Source organism: Streptosporangium roseum DSM 43021 (assembly GCF_000024865.1).
Classification (GTDB): Bacteria; Actinomycetota; Actinomycetes; order Streptosporangiales; family Streptosporangiaceae; genus Streptosporangium; species Streptosporangium roseum.
This window is the reverse complement of sequence record NC_013596.1, coordinates 1-20,876: the sequence shown is the minus strand read 5'-3', so window position 1 is coordinate 20,876 and position 20,876 is coordinate 1. Positions and strand designations below refer to the sequence as shown.

At 69.4% G+C, this 20,876-nt stretch carries 26 protein-coding genes; 18 read left to right on the top strand and 8 right to left on the bottom strand.

Translation table 11 applies throughout. The annotated features are described in order from the left end of the window. Positions 1 to 269 precede the first annotated feature (269 nt). Positions 270 to 578 carry a hypothetical protein gene (locus SROS_RS50610; RefSeq protein ID WP_148269886.1) on the bottom strand — a complete coding sequence of 103 codons (309 nt, stop codon included), beginning with the start codon at positions 576 to 578 and terminating at the stop codon, positions 270 to 272. A 6-nt stretch (positions 579 to 584) separates the two neighbouring features. Here SROS_RS50610 and SROS_RS45475 point away from each other — a divergent pair, with 6 nt between their 5' ends. Beyond that, positions 585 to 770: a hypothetical protein gene (locus SROS_RS45475; RefSeq protein ID WP_043658709.1), complete on the top strand. Its 186-nt coding sequence runs from the start codon at positions 585 to 587 to the stop codon at positions 768 to 770. Positions 771 to 845: 75 nt separating this feature from the next. On the opposite strand, the gene SROS_RS45470 is transcribed toward SROS_RS45475, so the two are convergent. Together SROS_RS45470 and SROS_RS45465 are read right to left on the bottom strand one after the other, a co-directional pair. After that, positions 846 to 1,574, bottom strand: a complete 729-nt coding sequence (locus SROS_RS45470; RefSeq protein ID WP_012895757.1) for a histidine phosphatase family protein — start codon at positions 1,572 to 1,574, stop codon at positions 846 to 848. Between the two features lie 458 nt (positions 1,575 to 2,032). Beyond that, positions 2,033 to 2,938, bottom strand: coding sequence for a LysR family transcriptional regulator (locus SROS_RS45465; protein WP_012895756.1), 906 nt, complete (start codon positions 2,936 to 2,938; stop codon positions 2,033 to 2,035). Positions 2,939 to 3,012: 74 nt separating this feature from the next. Between SROS_RS45465 and SROS_RS45460 the strand changes: the two genes are divergently transcribed. From SROS_RS45460 to SROS_RS45450, 3 genes are read left to right on the top strand one after another with little or no spacing between them, the layout of a single operon-like run. Further along, on the top strand, positions 3,013 to 3,678 hold the full coding sequence (locus SROS_RS45460; RefSeq protein ID WP_043658721.1) for an RraA family protein: 666 nt from the start codon (positions 3,013 to 3,015) through the stop codon (positions 3,676 to 3,678). Beyond that, the gene (locus SROS_RS45455) at positions 3,675 to 4,343 is read left to right on the top strand and encodes an RraA family protein (RefSeq protein WP_012895754.1); all 669 of its coding nucleotides are present in this window, start codon (positions 3,675 to 3,677) and stop codon (positions 4,341 to 4,343) included. The genes SROS_RS45460 and SROS_RS45455 overlap by 4 nt, the downstream gene beginning before the upstream one ends. After that, positions 4,340 to 4,954, top strand: a complete 615-nt coding sequence (locus tag SROS_RS45450) for an RraA family protein (protein ID WP_012895753.1) — start codon at positions 4,340 to 4,342, stop codon at positions 4,952 to 4,954. The genes SROS_RS45455 and SROS_RS45450 overlap by 4 nt, the downstream gene beginning before the upstream one ends. Positions 4,955 to 5,336: 382 nt before the next feature. Here the strand turns inward: SROS_RS45450 and SROS_RS45445 are convergent, their stop codons facing one another. Further along, positions 5,337 to 5,552, bottom strand: coding sequence for a hypothetical protein (locus SROS_RS45445; protein ID WP_012895752.1), 216 nt, complete (start codon positions 5,550 to 5,552; stop codon positions 5,337 to 5,339). Between the two features lie 318 nt (positions 5,553 to 5,870). On the opposite strand from SROS_RS45445, the gene SROS_RS45440 reads away from it, so the two are divergent. Next, positions 5,871 to 6,329 carry a hypothetical protein gene (locus SROS_RS45440; RefSeq protein ID WP_012895751.1) on the top strand — a complete coding sequence of 153 codons (459 nt, stop codon included), beginning with the start codon at positions 5,871 to 5,873 and terminating at the stop codon, positions 6,327 to 6,329. 135 nt (positions 6,330 to 6,464) lie between these two features. Here the strand turns inward: SROS_RS45440 and SROS_RS45435 are convergent, their stop codons facing one another. The 3 genes from SROS_RS45435 to SROS_RS45425 form a co-directional block, all read right to left on the bottom strand. Then, a complete protein-coding gene (locus tag SROS_RS45435; protein ID WP_012895750.1) occupies positions 6,465 to 7,292 on the bottom strand; it encodes a hypothetical protein in 828 nt (275 codons plus the stop codon). Further along, a complete protein-coding gene (locus SROS_RS45430; protein ID WP_043658703.1) occupies positions 7,289 to 8,038 on the bottom strand; it encodes a ParA family protein in 750 nt (249 codons plus the stop codon). The genes SROS_RS45435 and SROS_RS45430 overlap by 4 nt, the downstream gene beginning before the upstream one ends. A 711-nt stretch (positions 8,039 to 8,749) precedes the next feature. Next, a complete protein-coding gene (locus SROS_RS45425; RefSeq protein WP_012895748.1) occupies positions 8,750 to 9,094 on the bottom strand; it encodes a hypothetical protein in 345 nt (114 codons plus the stop codon). 368 nt (positions 9,095 to 9,462) lie between these two features. Here SROS_RS45425 and SROS_RS45420 point away from each other — a divergent pair, with 368 nt between their 5' ends. Next, positions 9,463 to 9,669: a hypothetical protein gene (locus SROS_RS45420; protein WP_012895747.1), complete on the top strand. Its 207-nt coding sequence runs from the start codon at positions 9,463 to 9,465 to the stop codon at positions 9,667 to 9,669. A gap of 72 nt (positions 9,670 to 9,741) precedes the next feature. Here SROS_RS45420 and SROS_RS45415 read toward each other — a convergent pair whose 3' ends face one another. After that, the gene (locus tag SROS_RS45415) at positions 9,742 to 10,521 is read right to left on the bottom strand and encodes a GntR family transcriptional regulator (protein WP_012895746.1); all 780 of its coding nucleotides are present in this window, start codon (positions 10,519 to 10,521) and stop codon (positions 9,742 to 9,744) included. A gap of 206 nt (positions 10,522 to 10,727) precedes the next feature. Between SROS_RS45415 and SROS_RS45410 the strand changes: the two genes are divergently transcribed. From SROS_RS45410 to SROS_RS45355, 12 genes are all read left to right on the top strand, one after another. Further along, positions 10,728 to 10,943: a BldC family transcriptional regulator gene (locus SROS_RS45410; protein WP_043658718.1), complete on the top strand. Its 216-nt coding sequence runs from the start codon at positions 10,728 to 10,730 to the stop codon at positions 10,941 to 10,943. Beyond that, positions 10,943 to 11,494, top strand: coding sequence for a hypothetical protein (locus tag SROS_RS45405; RefSeq protein WP_012895744.1), 552 nt, complete (start codon positions 10,943 to 10,945; stop codon positions 11,492 to 11,494). Before SROS_RS45410 ends, SROS_RS45405 begins: the two co-directional genes overlap by 1 nt. Beyond that, positions 11,494 to 13,044 (top strand): DUF2637 domain-containing protein, encoded by a 1,551-nt coding sequence (locus SROS_RS45400; protein WP_012895743.1) that lies wholly within the window; start codon positions 11,494 to 11,496, stop codon positions 13,042 to 13,044. Before SROS_RS45405 ends, SROS_RS45400 begins: the two co-directional genes overlap by 1 nt. Next, positions 13,041 to 13,460 carry an SsgA family sporulation/cell division regulator gene (locus SROS_RS45395; RefSeq protein ID WP_012895742.1) on the top strand — a complete coding sequence of 140 codons (420 nt, stop codon included), beginning with the start codon at positions 13,041 to 13,043 and terminating at the stop codon, positions 13,458 to 13,460. The genes SROS_RS45400 and SROS_RS45395 overlap by 4 nt, the downstream gene beginning before the upstream one ends. Then, positions 13,457 to 13,717 (top strand): hypothetical protein, encoded by a 261-nt coding sequence (locus tag SROS_RS45390; RefSeq protein WP_012895741.1) that lies wholly within the window; start codon positions 13,457 to 13,459, stop codon positions 13,715 to 13,717. The genes SROS_RS45395 and SROS_RS45390 overlap by 4 nt, the downstream gene beginning before the upstream one ends. Next, a complete protein-coding gene (locus tag SROS_RS46820) occupies positions 13,717 to 14,232 on the top strand; it encodes an ATP-binding protein (RefSeq protein WP_012895740.1) in 516 nt (171 codons plus the stop codon). The genes SROS_RS45390 and SROS_RS46820 overlap by 1 nt, the downstream gene beginning before the upstream one ends. After that, a complete protein-coding gene (locus SROS_RS45380; protein WP_012895739.1) occupies positions 14,229 to 14,525 on the top strand; it encodes a hypothetical protein in 297 nt (98 codons plus the stop codon). Before SROS_RS46820 ends, SROS_RS45380 begins: the two co-directional genes overlap by 4 nt. Further along, the gene (locus tag SROS_RS45375) at positions 14,522 to 14,890 is read left to right on the top strand and encodes a hypothetical protein (protein ID WP_012895738.1); all 369 of its coding nucleotides are present in this window, start codon (positions 14,522 to 14,524) and stop codon (positions 14,888 to 14,890) included. The genes SROS_RS45380 and SROS_RS45375 overlap by 4 nt, the downstream gene beginning before the upstream one ends. Before the next feature lie 47 nt (positions 14,891 to 14,937). Further along, positions 14,938 to 15,342, top strand: coding sequence for a hypothetical protein (locus SROS_RS45370; RefSeq protein WP_012895737.1), 405 nt, complete (start codon positions 14,938 to 14,940; stop codon positions 15,340 to 15,342). After that, on the top strand, positions 15,342 to 17,516 hold the full coding sequence (locus tag SROS_RS53650) for a hypothetical protein (protein ID WP_012895736.1): 2,175 nt from the start codon (positions 15,342 to 15,344) through the stop codon (positions 17,514 to 17,516). Before SROS_RS45370 ends, SROS_RS53650 begins: the two co-directional genes overlap by 1 nt. Positions 17,517 to 17,538: 22 nt before the next feature. Continuing rightward, positions 17,539 to 18,039, top strand: a complete 501-nt coding sequence (locus SROS_RS45360) for a hypothetical protein (protein ID WP_012895735.1) — start codon at positions 17,539 to 17,541, stop codon at positions 18,037 to 18,039. 340 nt (positions 18,040 to 18,379) lie between these two features. Further along, positions 18,380 to 20,815: a DNA translocase FtsK gene (locus SROS_RS45355; protein WP_012895734.1), complete on the top strand. Its 2,436-nt coding sequence runs from the start codon at positions 18,380 to 18,382 to the stop codon at positions 20,813 to 20,815. The last annotated feature ends 61 nt before the right edge of the window (positions 20,816 to 20,876 follow it).

The window sequence follows — 20,876 nt, the reverse complement described above, 5'->3', positions numbered from 1 at the left end:
GACCCCAATACACCCGGATCGCCCCGGAGTAACGCCTGAGATCGAATCCGCTGGTCTCCTCTAGGACCGCGCGAGGAAAACCTGCTGCTGTCAGCAGCTGTGCGACATCGTGTTCTAACTGCTTCAGATCCACTTCGAAGCTATTGGCCACGCCGTGACACTACCTAGGCGCTGGACGACAGGCCCGAAGTAGTCCGAGTTCTGTCCGGTCGGGCACCATCCTCGGGTTCACGCTCGCTGAGGAACCTTCACCGGACGTGCCCCTGGGTTCAACGTCCGATGCGAGAATCCCGCATCGGATGTGAACCTACGACGATCACCAACCATGCCTGACCTGCACAAAGAGAGAATCGTCGCAGGTCAGGGGTATATCCGCTGGATTTTCCGCCATTGCTACCGGGACCCGAAGCAGGTACTCCCTTCAGCCAGGCGTCGCCGGCCCCGGCACTGCCGTCCAGCCAGGCCAGATGGTCCAACTGCTGGCGCAGCTTGGTCACCGTGGCGCGGGGCGCGCTCCTCTTGGCCCGGTCATGTCCGCTGCGGCCGGTGGCCGGATCCACCTCCAGCATCCGCAGCATCCGCGCATGATCATCGAAGCCCATCCGGCCATACGCCAGGGTAAAGATGGCGCCGTTGACCTCGGCCCGCGCCTGCGAGGCCTGAAGATCGACTCATGGCCGGTTTTCCCCGTATCTCGGCTGGACCCGATCATCGCCCGCATCCGGCAGGCCAAGGCCCGGCGCGAACAACATCAGGCGCAGGCTGGCTAACGCGTCGACCGGTTCCCCGCGGTGATTCGTCGTCCATCACGGCAGGCGCCGGCGAACGATGAAGCCCCGGCCCAATCAGCCACGGCTTTTGGTTCCTAGATGATCGGTGCGGTTGTAGTCGATGAGCCGCAGCTGCCCGTTGGCCTGCCGCCAGCGTGTCACGGAGGCGTTGGCGACCGGCCCGGCCCCTACGACGTCGGCCATCTGCTGCCAGGACAAGCCCTCGATCAGACGGCGCAGCATCAGCACAACCGCGTCATGGGCGACCAGAAGAACTCGACGCCCCAGGTAGTGCTGGTTCAGCTCCGCAAGGAGCGTGCCCAGTCGCGCAGCGACGTCGTCGAAGGACTCTCCACCTGAGGGCCGGTAGTGAAACTCGCCGACACTGCTTCGCCGGTGGGCTTCGCCAGGGAAGCGTGCCTCGATCGCCGCGGCGGTGAGCAGCTCAAGCTCGCCCATCACCCGATCCCGCAGGCGGTGGTCGAAACGCGGTAGCGGAAGGGATGCCCCGCGGCCGGTGGCCGTCGCTGACGCGGCCTGCAGGGTTTGCCGGGCGCGCAGATACGGCGAGCAGAGGATGACTTCCGGGCGGTGCCCGGCGGGCAGCTCCACCAGGTAGGCGCCGAGCTGGGCCGCTTGATGATGACCTAGCTCGGACAGCGGCACGTCCTGGTCGGGACCGCTGATCCCAGAATCGAGGGCGCCGGTTGCTTCCGCTGCCGCGAACGCGGCATTCGCAGCGCTCTGGCCGTGCCGGACGACAGTCAATTCGGCCAGAGCGGCCGCTGCATTGGATGAGAGCACGAGTCATGCAATCACAAGGGGCGTCGGTAGGGGTGTTCACGAATAGGGCCCTCCACTCGGGTCGGTGCCATGGACCGCAAAGTAGGGGCGTATCCCCAGGTCAGAGCGTCACGTCAATGCATGTCGGAATCCACTCGCCGACCCGTTTACCGACGTTGATTCTCGGCGCGAGTTCTCGACGCTCACCACCTGCGACCTCATGGTTTTCCGGAGGAGTGTCGAATAACGAGGGTCCGCCGACACTGACACGCGATTACACAGAGCTACTTTGCGTCCTATGGCACCGACCCGAGCGCCGGGCCTTCTCGGCGAGCGTGGTCAGGTAGGTACTTCACCTGCGCCTCGGTGGCCGGCTCCGTCTTCGCCTGACCCGCCGCACGCCGGGCAGCGACGTACCGCTGTGGCCCAAGGCCGGGGGCGCGTCCGTTTTGCCTGGCCAGGGAGCCTGCCATCCACCGTCAGCCGTGGGGCGGCGGTGCCTGCGCCGTGGTCAGCTGTGTCGCAATGGCGGTGAGGCGTTCGGCCAACGCACCGGGGTCGGATCTCGTCATGGCGGTGAGTTCGATGGTCACTGTCGCGTGACGGAGCGGTCTGAAACGGACGGCGGGGCGTGGAGCGGATGCCGCGGCGGGCACGACGGTGACGCCGAGCCCGCACTCGACCATGGTGATCTGCGAGGTCACCGACCGTGCCCAGTGGGCCGGGGCAGGGCTGAATCCGGCCGCCCGGCACATGGCTGCCATGGCGTCGTGATAGTCGGGGGAGATGTGGCGGTGCAGCCATACCCAGGGGCTGCCCGCGAGGTCCGCCAGGTCCAGCGGGCCGGTGGCGCCGGCGGCGGGGTGGCGTGGGGGCAGGGCCGCGACGAACCGGTCGGCGAAGAGCGAGGTCGCTGTGGTGCCGCGTACGGGGGCGGTCTGGCGCACGATGGCCCAGTCGAGGGAGCGGTTGAGGAGCCCCGTCGCGGCCTCGTGGGTGTCGATCTCCTGGGTGTTGATCTCAACGTCCGGCAGGGCCTCGTGGAACCGCTCCAGTACGAGTGGCAGGGGCCAGGAGAAGGCAGAGGCGACGGCGCCCAGGCGCAGTAGTCCGCCGCGCCCGGTGGCGGCCTGCCGTGCGGCGGCTTCGGCTTCCTGGGCGTGCCGGATCAGGGCGCGGCAGTGGTCCAGGAACACGGCTCCGGCGGGGCTGAGGGCGACCGACCGCTGGGTGCGGTGCAGCAGTTCACAGCCGAGTTGCCGTTCGAGCTGCTTGATCGCCTGGGACAGCGGGGGCTGGGACATCTGCAGCCGCTGCGCGGCACGGCCAAAGTGGAGTTCTTCGGCGACCACGACGAAGTACCGGGCCTGGCGGATCTCAACCATGATTCGCACAGCCTCTTACTGAGAGAGCAAATGAGACCTTCCAAATATATGTGGAGGGTGTTGCAGTGGAAGCCATGAGCAACTCATCTCTCTTGGCTCGCTTCGCCGCCCTCGACTCCGCCGCGGTCAGCGACGCGCTCGACCAGCTCGGGCTTCCGTCGGGAGTCGGCGGCATCCGTCCGGTGTGGGGCCCGGCGGCCGTCGTGGGATACGCCGTCACGGTGGGACTCGAACCGCGCACTGAAGGACCCGCAGGAGCCCACATCGCCACCACGGCGATCGAGGCGGCCGACGACCAGAGCGTGATCGTCGTCGACAACCAGGGCCGCACCGACGTGTCGTGCTGGGGCGGCATCCTCAGCCTGGGCGCGTCTCTTCGCGGTGTTCGCGGTGTCGTCGCCGACGGCGTGTGCCGCGACGTGGCCGAGGCCCGCGAACTGGGTTTTCCGGTATTCTCGCGGGGGTCGATCCCGGCCACGGCGCGGGGCAGGCTGCAGCAGCGCTCCACCGGCGAGCCGGTCAGCGTGGCCGGGCTCACCGTCGGGCCGGGCGATGTCGTGCTCGCCGACGAGACCGGTCTCGTCGTCGTCCCGCGGGACCGCGCTGAGGAAGTGGCGCAGATCGCCACCACGATCGTCACCCGGGAGCGCGCCATCACGGACGAGGTGCGTGCGGGAGCACGCCTCTCCCAGGCCATGCACGACGCCCGCCTCGCCGGAGAGAAGGAGCCGGTCCGATGACCGATCCCACCGCTGCTTCGAACCTTGCCGCCGATCTGTCCACCGCTTCGGTCTCCGACGCCCTCGACTCGCTCGCTCTGCCCGGGTCCCTCCACGGCATCGGCGCGCTGCGCCAAGGCCAGCGGACTGCCGGGCCGATCTTCACCGTCACCTACGAGCCGGTCGATGAGGCCGGCGGCACGGTGGGCGACTTCCTCGACGACGTCCCCGCCGGCGCGGTGATCCTGATCGACAACGCCGGCCGCACCGACTGCACGGTGTGGGGCGGCATCATGAGCCAGACCGCCCACGAGCGCGGCATCGCGGGCACCGTCATCCACGGCACCTGCCGTGACGTCGCCGTCGCGACCGCGGCCGGGTATCCGATCTGGTCGGTTGCCCGGTTCATGCGCACCGGCAAGGACCGCGTCCGGGTGGCCGCGAGCCAGACGCCCGTCACCATCGACGGAGTGCTCATCCACCCCGGCGACATCCTCGTGGCCGACGATGACGGCGCGGTGGTCGTCCCGGCCGGCCGCTGGGAAGAGGTCGCGAACATCGCCCGCCGCATCGACCGCGTCGAGGAGGCCATCGTCGAGGCCGTCCGTGGCGGCGCCACCCTCGCGCAGGCACGCGCACGGCACGGCTACCACTCGCTCCAGACTCGGAAGGACGGCCTCTCGTGAGCACGCACGACCTTGCCCGCGGCCACTCCAGCGCGACCCTGTCCGAAGCGTCCGGACTTCCCGTGGCCCTCTGTCCGCGAATCCGGTCCCTGTGGGCCGGTGCCCGGCTGTGCGGCCCGGCGTTCACCGTGCAGGGTGCCGGCGGCGACAACTTCGCCCTGCACCACGCCGTCCTCAAGGCACCGCCCGGCTCGGTCCTGGTCGCCGACCTCGGCGGCGCCCGCCACGGTCACTGGGGCGAGATCCTCACCGTGGCCGCCCAGCAGCGCGGCATCACCGGCCTGCTCATCGACGGCGGCGTCCGCGACGCGGCGGAGACGCAGGCCCTCGGCTTCCCGGTCTTCTCCCGCAACAACTCCATCCTTGGCACCCGCAAGGACTTCCCCGGCGTCTTCGCGTGCCCTGTGAAGGTCGGCGGCGTCACGGTCCACACCGGTGACCTCGTCGTCGGGGACGTCGACGGAGCCGTGGCGCTCCCCGCGCCCGACACCGAGGTCATCCTGGACCGCGCCGACGCACGGGTGGCCCACGAGAGGGATCTGATGAAACTGCTGCGGGAAGGCCGCAGCACGCTGGAGCTGTACGACAACTTCGAGACCTTGGGGCGGTGACGGCACCGATGGCCGACAACCCGATCTTCGCCGTGGCCGCCAAGGCGCAGGCACTGCGGGCCCAGGGCGCCAACGTCATCACGCTCGCCGCCGGAGAACCCCAGGCCGCCACCAGCACTGTGGTCGTCGAGGTTCCTCCATGGGGTGAAGTGGGGCAGTTGATCACCATGAAACAGCCGTCGCCACGCGATATCTCCTCATCACAAGAAGTGACCAGAACCGGCCATTTCTCACCCAGCCATTGCCCTCACGATCGCCTGATGGTGGCTGACAAGGGGTCAAGGCGCCAGGGCGTCCGCTCGGCGCTGACGCGCCGCCACGGCGGCCGCGGGCCGGGCTGCGGCTCTCTGGCCGGTCCCGGCCCGCACCGCCCCACGGCGCGTCAGCGGAAGTCGTCGAGCATCCCGAACAGAACATCGTCGGTGTCTGGATCCGGCACGGTCAGCACCGTCTCGGGTCCGTCGACGTCGTCGGTGAGCTGTACCCGGTAGCGGCCCGGCGCCAGCTCGACACCGTCGACCAGGAGGCGCCCGTCCTCGGTGTGCTCGATGCCCTCGGAGACGACCAGGAGCGGAAAGCCCTCGTGCGGTGTGTCCATAACCGGAGCCTCCCCGGTTCCCCGCCCCTTGTCCGCCGAACGAAGCGATACCGAGCCAGCCGAGCCCGTGACGATCGCTGACGATGGATCCCGCCGGCCATAGCCGGGCGATCGACTGCCGCGCCCCTCCTACGTCGGGACTTGCCGCGGGACACGCCAGCACGCCAGCGTGCCGAGATCCGGAAGGATGCGGGATCCTGCCTGTGCCCATGATCGCTGCTCAGCGTGCTGGATGACCACATGTGGACAATGCGACGGAATGCTCCACGTTCCGATTTACCCTCCCGATGCCGGACACCAGCGGATGAGGGGAAGCGGATGCGTGTGACGCGATGGATGGCTGCCGTAGCGATGGGGCTGATCATGCTGACCGGATGCAGCCAAACCCCAGCGCAGCATGACGAACGACTGCGCAAGGCGGCCGGCGTGACGGCCTTCCGGATTACCTGTACCAAGGACATGTGGGAGCGCACCAGGAAGACAACAACGTCCACTGTCGAAGGGAAAGTCACCCCGACGAGCAAGGCCGGCGTGGTGACGGTGGAGCTGACCGGCCCCCAGCTCGTCGACTACCTGACGAAGCTCAAGCACCTTGCCTTTCCTAATCTGGGCGGTAGCGGGGACCCCCTGGCGCGGCGGATGTACGACGCGCTCGCCCCACAAGTCGACAAGATCCGGCCTGGCAGTGCCGGCGGACCAGTTCCCCAGATCGTCCTCGACGATGTCGTGGCGACCACCACCGCTCCTAGTCCATCCCCCAAGGCGTCATCGTCATGAGGGGGTTCCGGTAGCAATCGCGGAAAATCCAACTCTGCAGTGGCACAACGCCGCGCACTGCGGCTGATATGCCAAGGGCGCGAGCTCTGTCCAGCTCGCGCCCTCTTGATTCATCGCTCAATCTGGTTACAAGGGTCAGTCCTCCTCGGCCCTAGCGTCACTCTCAAGATCGGCTTCCAGCTCGGCGAGTGCGGTCCGCAGCGTCGCCGCCAGCTCTCGCGCTCCTTCGGGACTCTCGAGCGCTGCCTGCCGCAGCGCTCGAAGGTCCGACAAGGCCTTCAGAACAGGCCTAAACTGCGCCAGGCCCGACAGTGCGGACCGTGCCTGAGTCTGCTCGTCGGTCTGCTCGTCGACCGGATCGAGGTAGCCCTTCGCGCGGGCGACTCGGACTAATGCGGCGGCTGACCGCTTACCAGTTGTCGCGTCCCACACTTCGAATAGGGCTTCCTCGCCGTGCTGCTCCCATACAGGGCGGATAGCGGTAGCTTGCCCCTCGTTCAAATCCCGGTCGGCGCCGTGCCGCTCCAGCGCCTCCACCACGGGGATGTTGGCGATGACGCGGGACACGTACGACGGATGCCACGGATGCTCCGTGCGGAGGTAAGCCGTGAACGAGGTATAGCCCTTCTCCTGGAATAGCTCGTGGTCACGGATCGCGGCCAGGGCGCGGCCGACGCCGAGGAGCCACTGCGTGGTGATGGTGGTGATGTGCCGCTCGCAGTCCTCCAGGGTCGGCACAACGCCGTTGACAAATTTGTCAACGAACGCATCGGGCGTCGGAGCGGTGACAAATTTGTCAACGGTCTGGACCGCCGTGCCATTGATGCCCATCTCGTCCGCAGTGATGGACGGCGCTGGCTCCTGCGTCGGGACTTTGCCGATCAGTTCGTCCACGACCCCCGCGCCTGCCCCTGGCCGCGTGGAGCCGATATTGAAGCGAGGGCCGGCCTTCTTGTCGGTCACGTAGCCTCCTGTCCGGCCAGCGTCGCGGCGAGGTATTGGAAGTCTTGGCGGACGGTCGCGTCCGGGGCGTAATCGTGTAGCGGCTTCCGGATGGAGTCGAGCGATGCTTCGCGGACCTTGACGCTTTGCCGGATGCCCATGATGAGCGCCTCGGGATAGTCGCCGCACATGGCGTCGAACACGGCTTGAGTGAGGTTCGACTTGAGGACTTCCGACAGCAGGACGGCCGTGACCTGAAGGTCCGGCTTGACGCGGGACTTGGTCAGGTCCAGGGTGCGGTTCAGTTCCGTGAGCGCGTTCAGGTCGAACCCGGACGCCTTCAATGGGATGATCACGTTCGGTGTACCGACTAGCGCGGCGATGGTCAATCGGCCCAGGGATGGCCCGCAGTCGGTGATCTCGACGTCGAACGGCTCGCTGGTGTTATTGATGCCCCATTCGATGCCCTGCTCCAGGCCAGGCGGCGAGTCCAACTCGATTTGCTTGAGGCTGGTGTAGGACGGCACGACGTACAGGCCTGGCACGCTCGTTGGATAGGTCACCTCGTCCGGCGAGGCTTCGCCCTTGAGCATGTGTAGCAAGTTGGCCGGTTCGCCGCGCTGGTCGCCGGTGTCAGGGTTAAGCCAGTGGGTAGCGCCGCCCAGCTGCGCGTCCACGTCCCACAAGCGGACCCGCTTCCCCATAAGCGCCAGCTCACAAGCCAGGCACACCGCAGCGGTGGACTTGCCGGAGCCCCCCTTTTGCATGATGCAGCACAGTCGGATCGGGGCGGAGAGCGGCGTGAAGCTGGTGGGGATACGCGGCCGGAGCCAGGCCGGTAGTTCGTCGCCTGCCGGTGGCGAGGGGACAACGGATGGGACGGACATGTAAGGGACCTCCTGTGATGAGTGCGGCCCGGTCAGGAACACCGGTTCGCAGGGCACATCTTAAAGATGCTGAACATGAATCCTGCGGACATCGGGGGGCGGGCACGCAGAAGGGCCGCCCCCGCCGAGGTGGGGGCGACCCTTCGCTGGCCTCATCACAGGTCCGATCCCAGCATACCTCGCTGATCATTGGCGCCCAGCGTCGAAACAGTTCGTTCAACTAGGCAGGACCTTGACGACGAGGGCCGGGACTGGGAGGGAGGTCGCGGTCCGCTCTCCGTAGTACCGGCTGCGCAGGAGCTGGCCGAGATCATGGCCTGCGAGGAGTAGACCGGAAGGGGTCCCCGTAGTTTCGGCCGGAAATGCAACAGATATGCCTCTGGCCTGCATAGACAACAGGGCTCAGGTCTGGCCTATCAGCCTGAGACCTCTGCATAAGCGCAGGTGAAAGGCATATCCGTTGGATCCTGCGCCATTACTACCGGGACCCCCGCTGGAACAGATGGTGTCCGGCGGATCTATCAAGTGGACCGCGTCGCAGCCGGGCAGTTGACCGCTCGCCTGCCCCCTCTGAGGGACCAGGGTGTGTCGCTAAAACCAGGTGGGCGCGTCGAGTGCCCATCCGCTCGTCCACTGACGCCCGTGCTCGGTGCACTTGTAGTAACCGGTCAGCCATCCGTCAGTGTCGATCTCGGTCCGTGCTGGCACTGTGATCGACACCGGTGGGCACTCATCGCACCCGTCGGCGAAAGGCAACGCGGCGGTGAGGTTACGGACGGCGTCGAGCCACTCAGGCTGCGAGATTTCGATCTCGGCGCGATTGATGGCGGTGAGCAGGTCGTTGAGAGCCTTACCTACGCGGTTGTACTCGGGGAGATCGGCGAGACGGTGGTGGTCGAAGGACGTCACCTGCGCGGGGTTGGGCTGGTCGGTCATCGTGTCCTCTCGGATGGTGGGGAAACGACAAGTATCTGCGAGCGGGTTACCTCGAGGCTGAAGAACCACAGGAAACCAACTCGACCCACCACGGAGTTCGTCAGGCGTGCGCTCAGCTGAGCGCCAGAAGCGGGGACATAGCTCGGCCGACCCGATGCCTAAGAGCGTAGAAGTCGAGGGGTTTCGGCTGCGGATGGTCGTGTCCGGCGTGGGTCGGTCTGCGGACCGGTGTGGCCCGCCCAGGTCAGCGGCAGGTTCGTTGGATTTTCCGCGATTGCTACTGGCACCCCCGGAAGCGCCGACCCCTACCGCAGGATCACTGCACTCTTGCATGTCGTGGCGCGCCAACGTCAGTAGCTTTGGCGCGCATGCGAAGGGCCCTGACGGATCAGCCAGGGCCCTTCGACGCCACCGAGACCTTCGCCGTGGAGGCTGGCCGGCTGCGCACCATCCTGCAGCGCGTCGCCAGGCGCGACATCGTCCGGAGCGCCGCGCCCGAAAACCCTGATGGGGTCAAGAAGGTCGTCACCGAGCTGCGCGCCTTACTCGACGAGATCGAGCAGACGGCGCTGTAGCCAAGCCGCTGTCCAGCAAAAGAGGGTCCCAGCCGATCGACCGGGACCCTCTTTGTGGGCTGTGCGCGCCGGTCAGTCGGGGATGTCGTAGGTGTACGACCAGATGAACCGGCTCGCCGCATGTATGCCGCGGGCATACTCGATCACCTGACCTTCGGCTGTGCGGGTGACCCGGTGGAGCTCCACGACCGGCTCGCCAGCCGGCAGATCGAGGAGTATGACCTCATCTGCTGTGGGCATGCGCGCCGCTAGGTCCTCAGTGATCTCGTGTGGCGGTAGGCCCTGCTCAGTCAGGATTTGGTATCCACCGCTTCGGCCTGCGATCCCTGGGCGAGGGTCAACAAGACTTGTCCCTTCCACATCGACCTGCCGATAGTACGAGGTCATGGTGTGGGTGGGAACGCCGTCGCGGGTCATCACTCGGGCTCGCTCGTACACCAAGTCGCCCGGCTCGATGCCGAGGACGGCCGCTGTGCGGTCGTCGGCGGGTACCAGCGACACATCTTGAGTCTGGCCGCCCTGTTGCTGAGTCGCAGCGCTATCGCCCCGGTCATCGGTGTAGGTCGTGACCGTGGTTACTTGCCACTTGCTGCGTGCGTACCGCTCGGGCCCCAGACGCCGAATCGGGTGCGATTCGCGGACATAGGAGCCAGACCCGTACCTCGTCGTGATGAGCCCATCGGTCTTCAGGAGGGCCACCGCCTTTGCAGCAGTGTTGCGGCTGACGCCGTACCGCGCGGCGAGATCCCGTACGGCGGGGAGTTTGCCGCCGGGGGAGAGGTGTCCGCTGACGATGTCAGACCGCAGATCATCGGCGATTCGCCGCGACGGCGTGTCTGCATTCTCTTCCATGTCTCCACGGTACCTGAAGTGTCCTACGACGATTCTCTTGACTCCTCCGAGTTACCTGCTTAACGTGAGTGTCGTACGACGAAGCGTCGTACGACGATTCGGACAAGTTCTCCAATGTCCGAATCGGGCCAAGCAAGCGGCCCCGGTGCTGTCACACCGGGGCCGCGGTGAGTCGCTACCTGAAGGGATCTCGACTCATGCCCATCATGCCTGTGTTTCCCCTGGGAGAGGAACGACTGCTGACCTCGGAAGAGGTCGCTGCCGTCTTCCACGTTGACCCGAAGACAGTCGTTCGCTGGGCCCGCGCCGGCCTCCTCAAGGCCATCCGGACCCCTGGTGGTCGCCTGCTCCGCTACCGCCCCACTGATATCCGCGCCCTGCTCGCCGAGGACACCGAGGTCGTCGAGGCGGTGAGCGCCTGATGAGCACCACGACCCCCTACCGCTCCCGCTACCCGCAGCTGGCCGCGATGGCCGGTGACCGGCCGCTGGCCGACGTCGAGCTCACCATCGGCTTCGAGCGGCCGACCTACCACGGCCACACCGAGCTGACGGTTCGGCCGGGTGTCATCGATGAGGCCGCGATCGAGCTGTACGGCTACAGCCAGTGCCACATCCTCGCCCGGTCGATGCACCGGCGCACCCGCTGGTCCTTCGGCGTGGTCGAGCTGGTGGACTCGCGGCGCTGGGCGCACCTCGGCGTGCTCACCCCCGCCGGGCACTTCCTGGACATCGAGGGCGTCCGTCCCGTCGACCAGGTCGTCGCCGAGTTCCTCCTGCGGCACAGCCTGCGGGTCCGCATCCGCCCGATCTACACGCTGGACGACGTGTTCACCGTCATCGGTGGGCGCGAGGAGATGCGGCAGATCTGGATCGACGGAAGCGACATCGACCCGCTGTCCGCCGAAGTCGCCGACATCTTCGCGGACCTGCTGCTGGCCCAGGCCGACGCGGTCGAGGCGGTGAGCGTCTGATGGCCTCCACCTTCTACGACCCCCGCGCGCAGCGGGCCGTCGCCCAGGCCGAGGCCGAGCAGGCCCACGCCGCCGCTGAGGCCACCCGCGCCGAGACCATGCTGCGCCTGGAGGCCGCCCGCGCTGAGCAGAGCGCCCGGCAGGCCGAGCAGGCCCGCCGCGACCGGCTGGACCGCGAGCACAGCCGCAGCGCCCGTCGTGAGGACCGTCGCCGGCAGCGGGCCAAGGCCCGTGCCGCCCGGTCTGCGGCCGTGCGCCGTGGCGCCGGAGCCCTGGCCGCCGCGCTGGTCACCCGGGCCCCGGTCATCGTGGGCGGCGTCGCGATGGGCGCCCCGATCGCGATCGCCTGGCGCGGCCAGTTGGAGTTCGCCCGCGACGTCATGCACTTGGACTTCATGGCGCCGGCTCTGCCGATCGCCCTGGAGGGCGGCGTCTGGTACCTGGCCTTCCTGGTCCACCGCGCCATCAAGGCCAAGCTGCCGATCGGCCGCTACCGGGTCGCGACCTGGGGCATGGCGGGCATCGCGGCCGGGATGAACCTCTGGCACGGCATCACTGCCAACAAGGCCGACGGCCTGCAGGTCGGGATGATCCTCGCGCTGGCGTCCCTGCTGGGCATCGCCCTGTGGGAGCTGACCGCGTCGCTGACCCAGCAGACCACCACCAAGCGCAGCGCTGCCGAGATCCGCCGGGCTGCCTGGCGGCGGGTCCGCTACCCGCGCCTGTCGTGGGCGGCCGCCTCCATCCGCGCCTCGCGCGGTGAGGGCTGCTCGATCGAGGCCGCGTGGACGGCCGCGTGGATCGACCGCTACGGCGTCGGCCCAGAGGCCTCCCGCCGGGACCGCCGCCTGGCCCGGTCGATCGTCCGCTACGAGAAGAAGGCCGATCGAGCCGCCGCCAAGGACGGCCGCCTGGTCATCGTGGACGGGTCGATCGTCCGCCCCGGCACCCCCACCCCGCAGCAGTCGCAGGAGGGCGAGGAGGCCATGGCGAGGCTGCGCGCGTTCACCGAGCGGCGCGACGACGTGGCCCGGTCGATTGCCTTCCCTTCGGTCGGCTCCCCCTCGATCGAGACGGCCAGCCGTCCGGCGATCGAGTCCCGTACGGAGCCCGTACGCGCGCCCCGTACGGAGTCCGTACGGCAGGCCCGTACGGGCGCGCAGGAGTTCCGTACGGAGCCCGTACGCCCGTCCCGTACGGATCTGGCGCCGGTCGACCGGGAGGAGGCCGTCGCCGAGATCCGCCAGGAGATCGCCGCCGCCGCTGCGCGCGGCCAGATGTGGACGCCGGACTACCCGGCCCTGGAAGAGCGCTACGACCGCCGCCGGAGCTGGTGTGAGAAGGCCGTCCGGGAGGCCCGTACGGGGATCCGTACGGATGGCGATGACGAGGCCCGTACGGACGCGGAGGAGTCCCGTACGGACGCGTCGCAGCCGCGTACGCAGCCGGTCCGTACGGAGCCGGAGCACGATCCCCGTACGGACGCGCAGCAGTTTCGTACGGACGAGGCCGACGACAGCGACGAGGCCCGTACGGAGGTGGCGGCATGAGGACCCGTGAGGTGACCAAGGGCATCACCCTGTGGCCGACCGACCGGCCCGACTACCCGTTCGCCGCGGTGCTCACCTACAGCCCCGCCGACCCGTACGCGGTGAGGCTGGCCTTCATCCAGGGCTTCCGCGAGACCGTCGTCCACCGCTTCGCCCGCAACCTGCTGGCCGAGGGGATGGACGATCCGGCCGGGCAGTGCGACGTGACGGTCAGCCCGCACGAGGAGGTCGACGACTACCTCATCCTCACGGTGCGCGGCGCGGTGGGCTACCCGTTCGCCGTCTACGCCTTCCGCGAGCCCGTCCAGGACTTCCTGGACCAGGCGTTCGGGCTGGTGCCGTGGGGCCGCGAGCGTGAGCACCAGGGCGACCTGGACGCTGAGATCGCCACGTTCTTCCGGGGGGTGGCGTCATGACGATCGCTCTGACCAGCCAGAACGCGAAGGTCGGCGAGGACCTGGCGCTCATCATCGCCGAATACGTCGAGTTGCTGGCCGCGGCCCGCGCCACGGTGGCGGCCGCCGCGCTCGGCGAGGTCGACCCGCTGGTGCACGTCCGCCACGCCCTGGCCGCGCACGGCCAGCTCCCGCCCGCCGGTGCTCGTCCGGTGGTGCTGCTGGCCCAGTGCGCGGTCCCGGCACTGCCCGCCCTGAGCAGGGCGGAGGTCGCGTGATGGCCGTCACCGTCACCCGCGCCCGTCAGCAGGCCTTTCCCGGCCTGCCTGAGCAGGTCTCGGCCGCCCGCGCCTGGGCGGTGAGCTGCCTGCCCGCCGACTGCCCGCGCGTCGACGACGTCGCCCTGGTCGTCTCCGAGCTGGTCACCAACGCGATCGTCCACAGCACCTCGGGCCTGCCCGGCGGCACCATCGCTGTCCGGGTCGAGCTGCAGGCCGGCGCAGTGGCCATCAGCGTGGTCGATGCGGGGCCCCGGCCGGTGCCCGCACGCCGCCAGCCGGGTGAGTCCGGCTGGGGGCTGGCCGACATCGTCGCCGCCCTGGCTGATGCCTACGAGGCCACCACGACCCCGGCCGGCCGGTGCGCGTGGTGTCGGCTGGACTGGGAGCCGGGTGCGGCCGCACATGCCCCGCACATCGCCGCACAGCAGGTCAGCGGCCCCGCACACGGCGCGCACACCGGCGCCGAACACCCCGCGCACACCCCCGACGGCCGTGGGGAGGGCACCCGATGACGGCCCTGGTCACCTGGCTGGTGCAGGCGTTCGCGCCGGGCTGGCCCGAAAGGTTCGCCCACGGCGTCGCGGTCGCGCTGCTGGCCGCCGCGGCGGTGCTGGTGGCCTTCGCCCTGGCCGAGGAGAGCTCGCTGCGCGGCCGGGCCCGCGCCGTGGTGCGCTCCTGGGCCCGCTCGGCGGCCGAGACCACCACCGTCGAGACCCGCCGCGACGGCACCACCGTCGCCCGCACCACCACCGAGCAGACCGCCCGGCACCTGCTGTTCGCCGTGATCCACGAGGAGGACCTGTGAGCACCCGCACCGACGACCTGGGCACCCAGATGATCGCGTTCGAGAACGCCGAGATCATCGCCTCTCACGAGGCGTTCGAAAACCACGTCCACAACGCCCAGCGGATGGCCCGCACCCTCGCGCTGATGCTCGTGCAGGACGGCGAGATCGTCTCGACCTGGCTGCGGCACCGCAAGCCCAAAAAGGGCAAGCGAGTCCCGCTGCTGGAGCGGGTGAGCCTGTCGCGGCGCACCCGGGCCCACAGCCGCAACGCCGCCGACGCGCTGCTGGAGGCCGTCTCCTCGCTGCAGAAGATGACCGGCGTGCACGCCGAGTACGTCCGCACGGAGAAGGCATCCGTGCGCGACGACCCGCCCCACAAGTAGTAACCACCCCGCTGACCAGCACAACTACCAGGCAAGTGAGGTAGCCGATGTCCAAGCAAGTCGATCTCGTGGAGGCGGCCAACGCCTTCTGCGACAGCGATGTGACCCGTTCCCACCAGACCTACCGCGCCTATCAGGAGAACGTCCGCGCGATGCTGCTGAGCCTCTCGCTGACGATGAACGAGGACGCCCGCCAGGCCGCGGCCTGGCTGCGCCACCGCACCGCCCCCGACGGGCGCCGAGTCGGCTGGCTGCAGCGCATCTTCCTGGCCTCGCGGCTGCGTGGGCACGGCAACAACGCCGCCGAGGCCTTCCTTGAAGCGGCCAAGGCGATCGTGCGGATGTCGGCGGTGCACGAGGAATACATGCTCGCCGAGCAGCAGGCCAACAAGTCCGGTTCCGGCACAGACGGCAAGCGGCAGGGCCGCTACGACACGAAGGACGGTGCGTGATGGGACGCCGCAACAAGACCAAGCAGGCCACCGCGCAGGTGGTCCCCGTAGAAAGCGTCGACGCCGGCCGGATGGGCGGCGGATGGCTGCTGGTGCACGGCCTTCCCCTGATCACCCCGGGCATCGGCTGCGCGATCTTCGCGATCCTCATCATGCTCGCCCACGCCAAATGGGGCGGCGATGCGGTGTGGACGCCGTTGCTGAGCATCCTGTTCCTGGCCGTCGGCGGCCTGATCACCTTCTTCGGGCACATGTCGGCCGGCCCCCGGATGCTGCTGCGGATCCTGATGGTCGTCACCGGCTCGCTGGCCACCGGCGCCCTGGTGCTGGGCCTGGTCGTCGGGATGGGCGCGATCTGGCCCGCCTACACCCTGTGCTCGCTGATCGTGTGGGTGCTGTGGGTCATCTGGCGCGGCACCAAGTACGCCGGAGCCACCCCCGCCACCGAGGGGGCGGGCAACCCGCTGATGGAGGCCATCAAGCAGGCCCGGGTGCAGTTCGCCGCGCCGACCGTGGACGAGCGCGGCGTGGTCCGCGCCAAGGTCGAGACCCTGCCCGGCGGCACCATGGAGAACGCCCGCGCCCTGATGCCGATGATCTCCGCTGAGAGCCGGGCCGTGCCCGGCAGCACCAACCTGGCCGTCGACCTGGACGAAGACGGCCGCGGCGTGATCGAGATCGCCACCCGCGACAACCTCAAGCACGGCGTGGACTGGCCCGGCCTGGCCGGTCTGAAGCTGGGCGCCCTGCCGACCGAGCCGTTCGCGATCGGCGAGTACCAGACCGGCCCCTGCCAGGTGCAGATCGTCGGGGACATCACCAAGGACCGCCGCGCCCCCGACATCAAGCACCTCAAGCTCGGCGGCGTGACCGGATCGGGCAAGAGCACCGGCGCCCGCACCTTCCTGGGCTCGCAGATGGCCATGCGCCGCCTGAACATCATCGGCCTCGACCTGAGCAAGGGCCTGCAGACCTTCAGCCCGTTCGTCAACGGCCTGACCTGGACCATCACCAACGAGGAGGAGGCCCGGCAGTTCCTGCACCGCCTCAAGAACGTCGTCATCAAGGGCCGCAGCGACCACCTGACCGGTGAGGACCTCATGCGCTGGTCGCCGGCCTCCTCGCTGAACCTGCTGCAGATCTGGGTGGAGGAGTCCAAGGAGTTCCGCAAGCTCCAGAGCCTCTACGCCGACGTGGTCGCCGACGCCCGCTCGGCGGGGGTCTTCTTCGTCAGCAGCACCCAGCACTGGAACTTCCGCCACGCCTCCACCGACACCCGCTCCAACCACGGCGCGGCGATCATGTTCGGCGTCGAGAAGTACGACGAGGCCGAGCAGATCCTCCCGAAGGACGCGCTGGAGGCGCTCGGCAAGAACCTGCAGTACTGGGGCTCCAACCGGCCCGGCTACTGCTACGCCACCGGCCTGGGCATCCCGATGAACCGGTGGGGATCCATGCTGCGCATCTACGAGCCCACCACCGAGCAGCTCGCCGAGGTCGTCCGGGTCGGCGCCGCCTACCGCGACCCGATGGACCCCGTCACCGCCGAGCTGTTCGGGGAGCTGTTCACCAACCGCACCCGCTACCCCCTGAACGGCTCTGAGAGCCTCCAGGGCGCCGCCCCGGCCTCACGGGCCAGTGTGACGCTCACGGGCTCCACGCCCGGCCACAGCGCCCCCCAGGGTGCGGCTCCGGCTTCAGTTCGGCGCTCCGGCGCCGCTGCCGGGGATGAGGAGCAGGAGATGGCCGAGATGGCCGAGCAGGAGACGGCCGAGGACCGCGAGGCGATGCGCCAGGCGCTGCGCGACTCGCGCCGCTACCACCTGGGCGAGGACGCCCGCCCCGGGGACCTGGCCGACGTCGACGCCGAGGAGGTCCTCAGCGGCGTCATCGTCCCCGCCGAGGGCGAGGAGGACGACGACGAGCAGGCACCGCGGCCGTCCCCTGAGGAGGCCCAGCGCATCTGGGACGAGGCGCTGGACGGCTGGTACCGGGAGGGCCGCACTCACCTGCGCACCGCTGACCTGGTCGAGCTGCTGGACACGGTGCGCCGGGACCGGCGCTTCCTGTACCGCCAGCGCGACCGCTGGGAGAGCAAGGGCTGCATCACCCCCCGGCCCGACGCCGACGGCTGGGACCTGATCGCCTCCCCGATGGAGACCGCGGGCCGCTAGCACCTGGCCCCCCGCCCCCGCTGTGACCAGTCAGAACACCCGCCAGACCACCACCGAGACCAGCAAGGAGACCGAGATGGCCGACGACATGGCCGAGCAGCACAACACCCACGATCGCGAGGCGATGCGCCAGGCGCTGGCCGAGTCCCGGCGCCGCACCCTCGGCGAGGACGCCCAGCCCGCGGACCTGGCCGACGTCGACGCCGATGACATCATCAGCGGCGCCGTGACCCCCGAGGGCGACGAGGACGACGACGAGCAGGACGAGCAGGCGGCGTCGTCTTCCGACGAGCAGGCCCAGCGCATCTGGGATGAGGCGCTGGACGGCTGGCACCGCGAGGGCCGCGACCGGGTCCACGCCGCGGACCTGGCCCAGCTGCTGGACACGGTGCGCCGGAGCCGCCGGTTCCTGTACCTGCAGGTTGGGCGCTGGCGGCAGATGGGATGCCTGGTCGCCCGGCCGGACGCCGACGGCTGGGACCTGATCGCCTCCCCGATGCAGGACGCGCCTGCCCCGAGGTAGCCCCGCCCGGGCGTGCGCGGCGCGTGCACGCTGCGCGAGCGCCCGGCCCGCCTCTCGCAAAGTCACCGAACGCAAGCACCGGTGTGCGGCTGTGCGGGGGCCGCTTTCTCTATAGGGCCGGCGGGGGTGTGCGGGCCCCGCACATGCCCCCGCACATGCTCCGCACGCCGGTTCGCACACGCCCCGCACACCCCCGCACATCAACGCAGAGTAACCGCCCATCCCGCGCGCATCCCTCCGCGCACCACGCACACGCACGAAATGCCAGCGCACAACCACGGAAAGCCACCGCACATCTGGCGCACAGTCACTCTCCGTTCGACTCCATCGAGGTGAAGACATGGCACGTAAGACCGCCCGGCGGCGCCCGGCCACCCCCCGCCGCACCGTTTCCCGCCCCTCGCGCACCGGCCCGCTGATGAACCTGGCCGGCGGCGCCCTGGCCGTGACGTGGATGTGGCTGGCCTGCCACCTCGGCCGCGCGGTGCGCGCCCTGGGCACCGGCCCGGCCGACCTGGACGCCGCCCACCAGCGCGACGGTCTGGGCCTGCTGAGCGCCGTGGTCGCCGTGGTGCTGGCGCTGGCCGGGTGGGGCGTCGTCGACGGCCTGGCCATGGACCTGGTGCAGATCGCCGCCCGCGCGCTGATCGGCTCCCTCATCGTGGTGGCCCCGTTCGCGCTGGCCGCGCTGGCCTGGCGGCTGCTGCGCGCGACCGATTCGGAGATTGCCGTGGTGCGGCTGATCCTGGGTGCCCTGGCCGTCACCGCCGCGGTGGCGGGCATCATCCACACCGTCCACGGCGCCGGAGCCGATGCCTTGGCGGCCGGCGGTGCGCTCGGCTACGCCGTCGCCTCCCCGCTGACGCTGCTGCTGCCCGCCGCCGCGGTGATCGCCCTGCTGGTCGTGCTCGCGGCCTGGGGGCTGCTGGTGGCCACGCAGACCCCGGTCCGGCAGATCCCCGCACGGCTGGCTGGCCTGCGCCGCCGCACCGGCCGCCGGACGTCTCCGCCGGTCAGCGACAATCCCCGCTACGCCACCCACGCCGCCTACGACACCGACCGCGACGTCCCGGCTGACGTCGAGCAGGCGCTGACCGGAGAGACCGGGCTCGGCGACGTCGACGGCTGGCCGACCGCCCGCCCGCACGCTCCTGCTCCGCGTCGTCCGCAGCCGGTCGACCCCGACCTGATCGGCGAGCGCGGCCCCTACGACACCCCCGTCCTGGGCGCCCAGAACGGCGCATCCACTGGCTCCGCCGACACCGACATCGCCGTCGCGGCCGCCGCCTCGGGCGTGCTGCCCAGCCTGGCCCTGCTGCGCCCGGGCAGCGCGCCCAGGCCCTCCACCAAGGCCAACGAGACCATCGTCGCCGCGCTCACCGGGGTGCTGGAGGAGTTCGGCGTCAACGCGAGCGTGAGCGGCTTCACCCGCGGCCCGACCGTCACCCGCTACGAGATCACCCTCGGTGCGGCGGTCAAGGTGGAGAAGGTCACCGCGCTGACCAAGAACATCGCCTACGCCGTCAAGTCGGCCGACGTCCGGATCCTGAGCCCGATCCCCGGCAAGTCCGCGATCGGCGTGGAGATCCCCAACACCGACAAGGACCTGGTCTCCCTCGGCGACATCCTGCGCTCGGACGCCGCCCAGGCCGAGCGGCACCCGCTGATCGTCGGCCTGGGCAAGGACGTCGAGGGCAAGACCATTCTGGCCAACCTCGCCAAGATGCCGCACCTGCTTATCGCGGGCGCCACCGGCGCCGGCAAGTCGGTGTGCGTCAACGGGCTGATCTCCTCGATCCTGATGCGCGCCACCCCCGAGCAGGTTCGCATGGTGCTCATCGACCCCAAGCGGGTCGAACTGAGCATCTATGAGGGCATCCCGCACCTGATGACGCCGATCATCACCAGCCCGAAGAAGGCCGCCGAGGCGCTGGAGTGGGTGGTGGGGGAGATGGACCGCCGCTACGACGACCTGGCCGCCTGCGGCTTCCGCCACGTCGACGACTACAACCGCGCCGTCCAGGCCGGGAAGGTGGCCGCCCCGGCGGGCAAGGCACCCCGCACGCCGTATCCGTACCTGCTGGTCATCGTCGACGAGCTGGCGGACCTGATGATGGTCGCCGCCCGCACGGTCGAGGACTCCATCGTCCGCATCACCCAGCTGGCCCGAGCCGCCGGCATCCACCTGGTCATCGCCACCCAGCGGCCCAGCGTGGACGTCGTCACCGGCCTGATCAAGGCCAATGTGCCCTCCCGGCTCGCCTTCGCCACCGCCAGCCTCGCTGACAGCCGGGTTGTTCTCGACCAGCCGGGAGCGGAGAAGCTCGTGGGCCAGGGCGACGCGCTGTTCGCGCCGATGGGCTCGACCAACCCGGCCCGGCTGCAGAACGCTTTTGTGTCGGAGAAGGAGATCGCCGCGATCGTCGCGCACTGCCGCAAGCACGCCGGCGACCACCACCGCGACGACCTGGCCACCCCGGCCCCGGCGATGAGCGAAGGCGCCGACGACATCGCCGACGACATCGGCGACGACCTGGAGCTGCTCATCAGCGCCGCCGAGCTGGTCGTGACCACCCAGTTCGGCTCCACCTCCATGCTGCAGCGCAAGCTGCGGGTCGGCTTCGCCAAGGCGGGCCGGCTGATGGACCTGCTGGAAAGCAAGGGCGTCGTCGGCGCCGCCGACGGCAGCAAGGCCCGCGAGGTCGTCATCGCCCCCAGCGAGCTCGACGAGCTGCTGGCCGACCTGCGCCAGAACGCTGTCCCCGCAGGCCGGTGACCGGCCCGCTTCACGATCCCTTCCCTACCCGTCCATACCGATCAAGGAGCACACGATGACC

What these genes read in the sequence shown, in the direction of transcription:
- SROS_RS53650 (WP_012895736.1), top strand. Translation starts at nt 15,342, where the DNA reads ATGGGACGCCGCAACAAGACCAAGCAGGCCACCGCGCAGGTGGTCCCC.
- SROS_RS45420 (WP_012895747.1), top strand. Translation starts at nt 9,463, where the DNA reads ATGCGAAGGGCCCTGACGGATCAGCCAGGGCCCTTCGACGCCACCGAG.
- SROS_RS45370 (WP_012895737.1), top strand. Translation starts at nt 14,938, where the DNA reads ATGTCCAAGCAAGTCGATCTCGTGGAGGCGGCCAACGCCTTCTGCGAC.
- SROS_RS46820 (WP_012895740.1), top strand. Translation starts at nt 13,717, where the DNA reads ATGGCCGTCACCGTCACCCGCGCCCGTCAGCAGGCCTTTCCCGGCCTG.
- SROS_RS45465 (WP_012895756.1), bottom strand. Translation starts at nt 2,938, where the DNA reads ATGGTTGAGATCCGCCAGGCCCGGTACTTCGTCGTGGTCGCCGAAGAA.
- SROS_RS45395 (WP_012895742.1), top strand. Translation starts at nt 13,041, where the DNA reads ATGAGGACCCGTGAGGTGACCAAGGGCATCACCCTGTGGCCGACCGAC.
- SROS_RS45455 (WP_012895754.1), top strand. Translation starts at nt 3,675, where the DNA reads ATGACCGATCCCACCGCTGCTTCGAACCTTGCCGCCGATCTGTCCACC.
- SROS_RS45380 (WP_012895739.1), top strand. Translation starts at nt 14,229, where the DNA reads ATGACGGCCCTGGTCACCTGGCTGGTGCAGGCGTTCGCGCCGGGCTGG.
- SROS_RS45405 (WP_012895744.1), top strand. Translation starts at nt 10,943, where the DNA reads ATGAGCACCACGACCCCCTACCGCTCCCGCTACCCGCAGCTGGCCGCG.
- SROS_RS45400 (WP_012895743.1), top strand. Translation starts at nt 11,494, where the DNA reads ATGGCCTCCACCTTCTACGACCCCCGCGCGCAGCGGGCCGTCGCCCAG.
- SROS_RS50610 (WP_148269886.1), bottom strand. Translation starts at nt 578, where the DNA reads ATGCTGCGGATGCTGGAGGTGGATCCGGCCACCGGCCGCAGCGGACAT.
- SROS_RS45415 (WP_012895746.1), bottom strand. Translation starts at nt 10,521, where the DNA reads ATGGAAGAGAATGCAGACACGCCGTCGCGGCGAATCGCCGATGATCTG.
- SROS_RS45440 (WP_012895751.1), top strand. Translation starts at nt 5,871, where the DNA reads ATGCGTGTGACGCGATGGATGGCTGCCGTAGCGATGGGGCTGATCATG.
- SROS_RS45355 (WP_012895734.1), top strand. Translation starts at nt 18,380, where the DNA reads ATGGCACGTAAGACCGCCCGGCGGCGCCCGGCCACCCCCCGCCGCACC.
- SROS_RS45410 (WP_043658718.1), top strand. Translation starts at nt 10,728, where the DNA reads ATGCCTGTGTTTCCCCTGGGAGAGGAACGACTGCTGACCTCGGAAGAG.
- SROS_RS45425 (WP_012895748.1), bottom strand. Translation starts at nt 9,094, where the DNA reads ATGACCGACCAGCCCAACCCCGCGCAGGTGACGTCCTTCGACCACCAC.
- SROS_RS45430 (WP_043658703.1), bottom strand. Translation starts at nt 8,038, where the DNA reads ATGCAAAAGGGGGGCTCCGGCAAGTCCACCGCTGCGGTGTGCCTGGCT.
- SROS_RS45475 (WP_043658709.1), top strand. Translation starts at nt 585, where the DNA reads ATGATCATCGAAGCCCATCCGGCCATACGCCAGGGTAAAGATGGCGCC.
- SROS_RS45445 (WP_012895752.1), bottom strand. Translation starts at nt 5,552, where the DNA reads ATGGACACACCGCACGAGGGCTTTCCGCTCCTGGTCGTCTCCGAGGGC.
- SROS_RS45390 (WP_012895741.1), top strand. Translation starts at nt 13,457, where the DNA reads ATGACGATCGCTCTGACCAGCCAGAACGCGAAGGTCGGCGAGGACCTG.
- SROS_RS45460 (WP_043658721.1), top strand. Translation starts at nt 3,013, where the DNA reads ATGAGCAACTCATCTCTCTTGGCTCGCTTCGCCGCCCTCGACTCCGCC.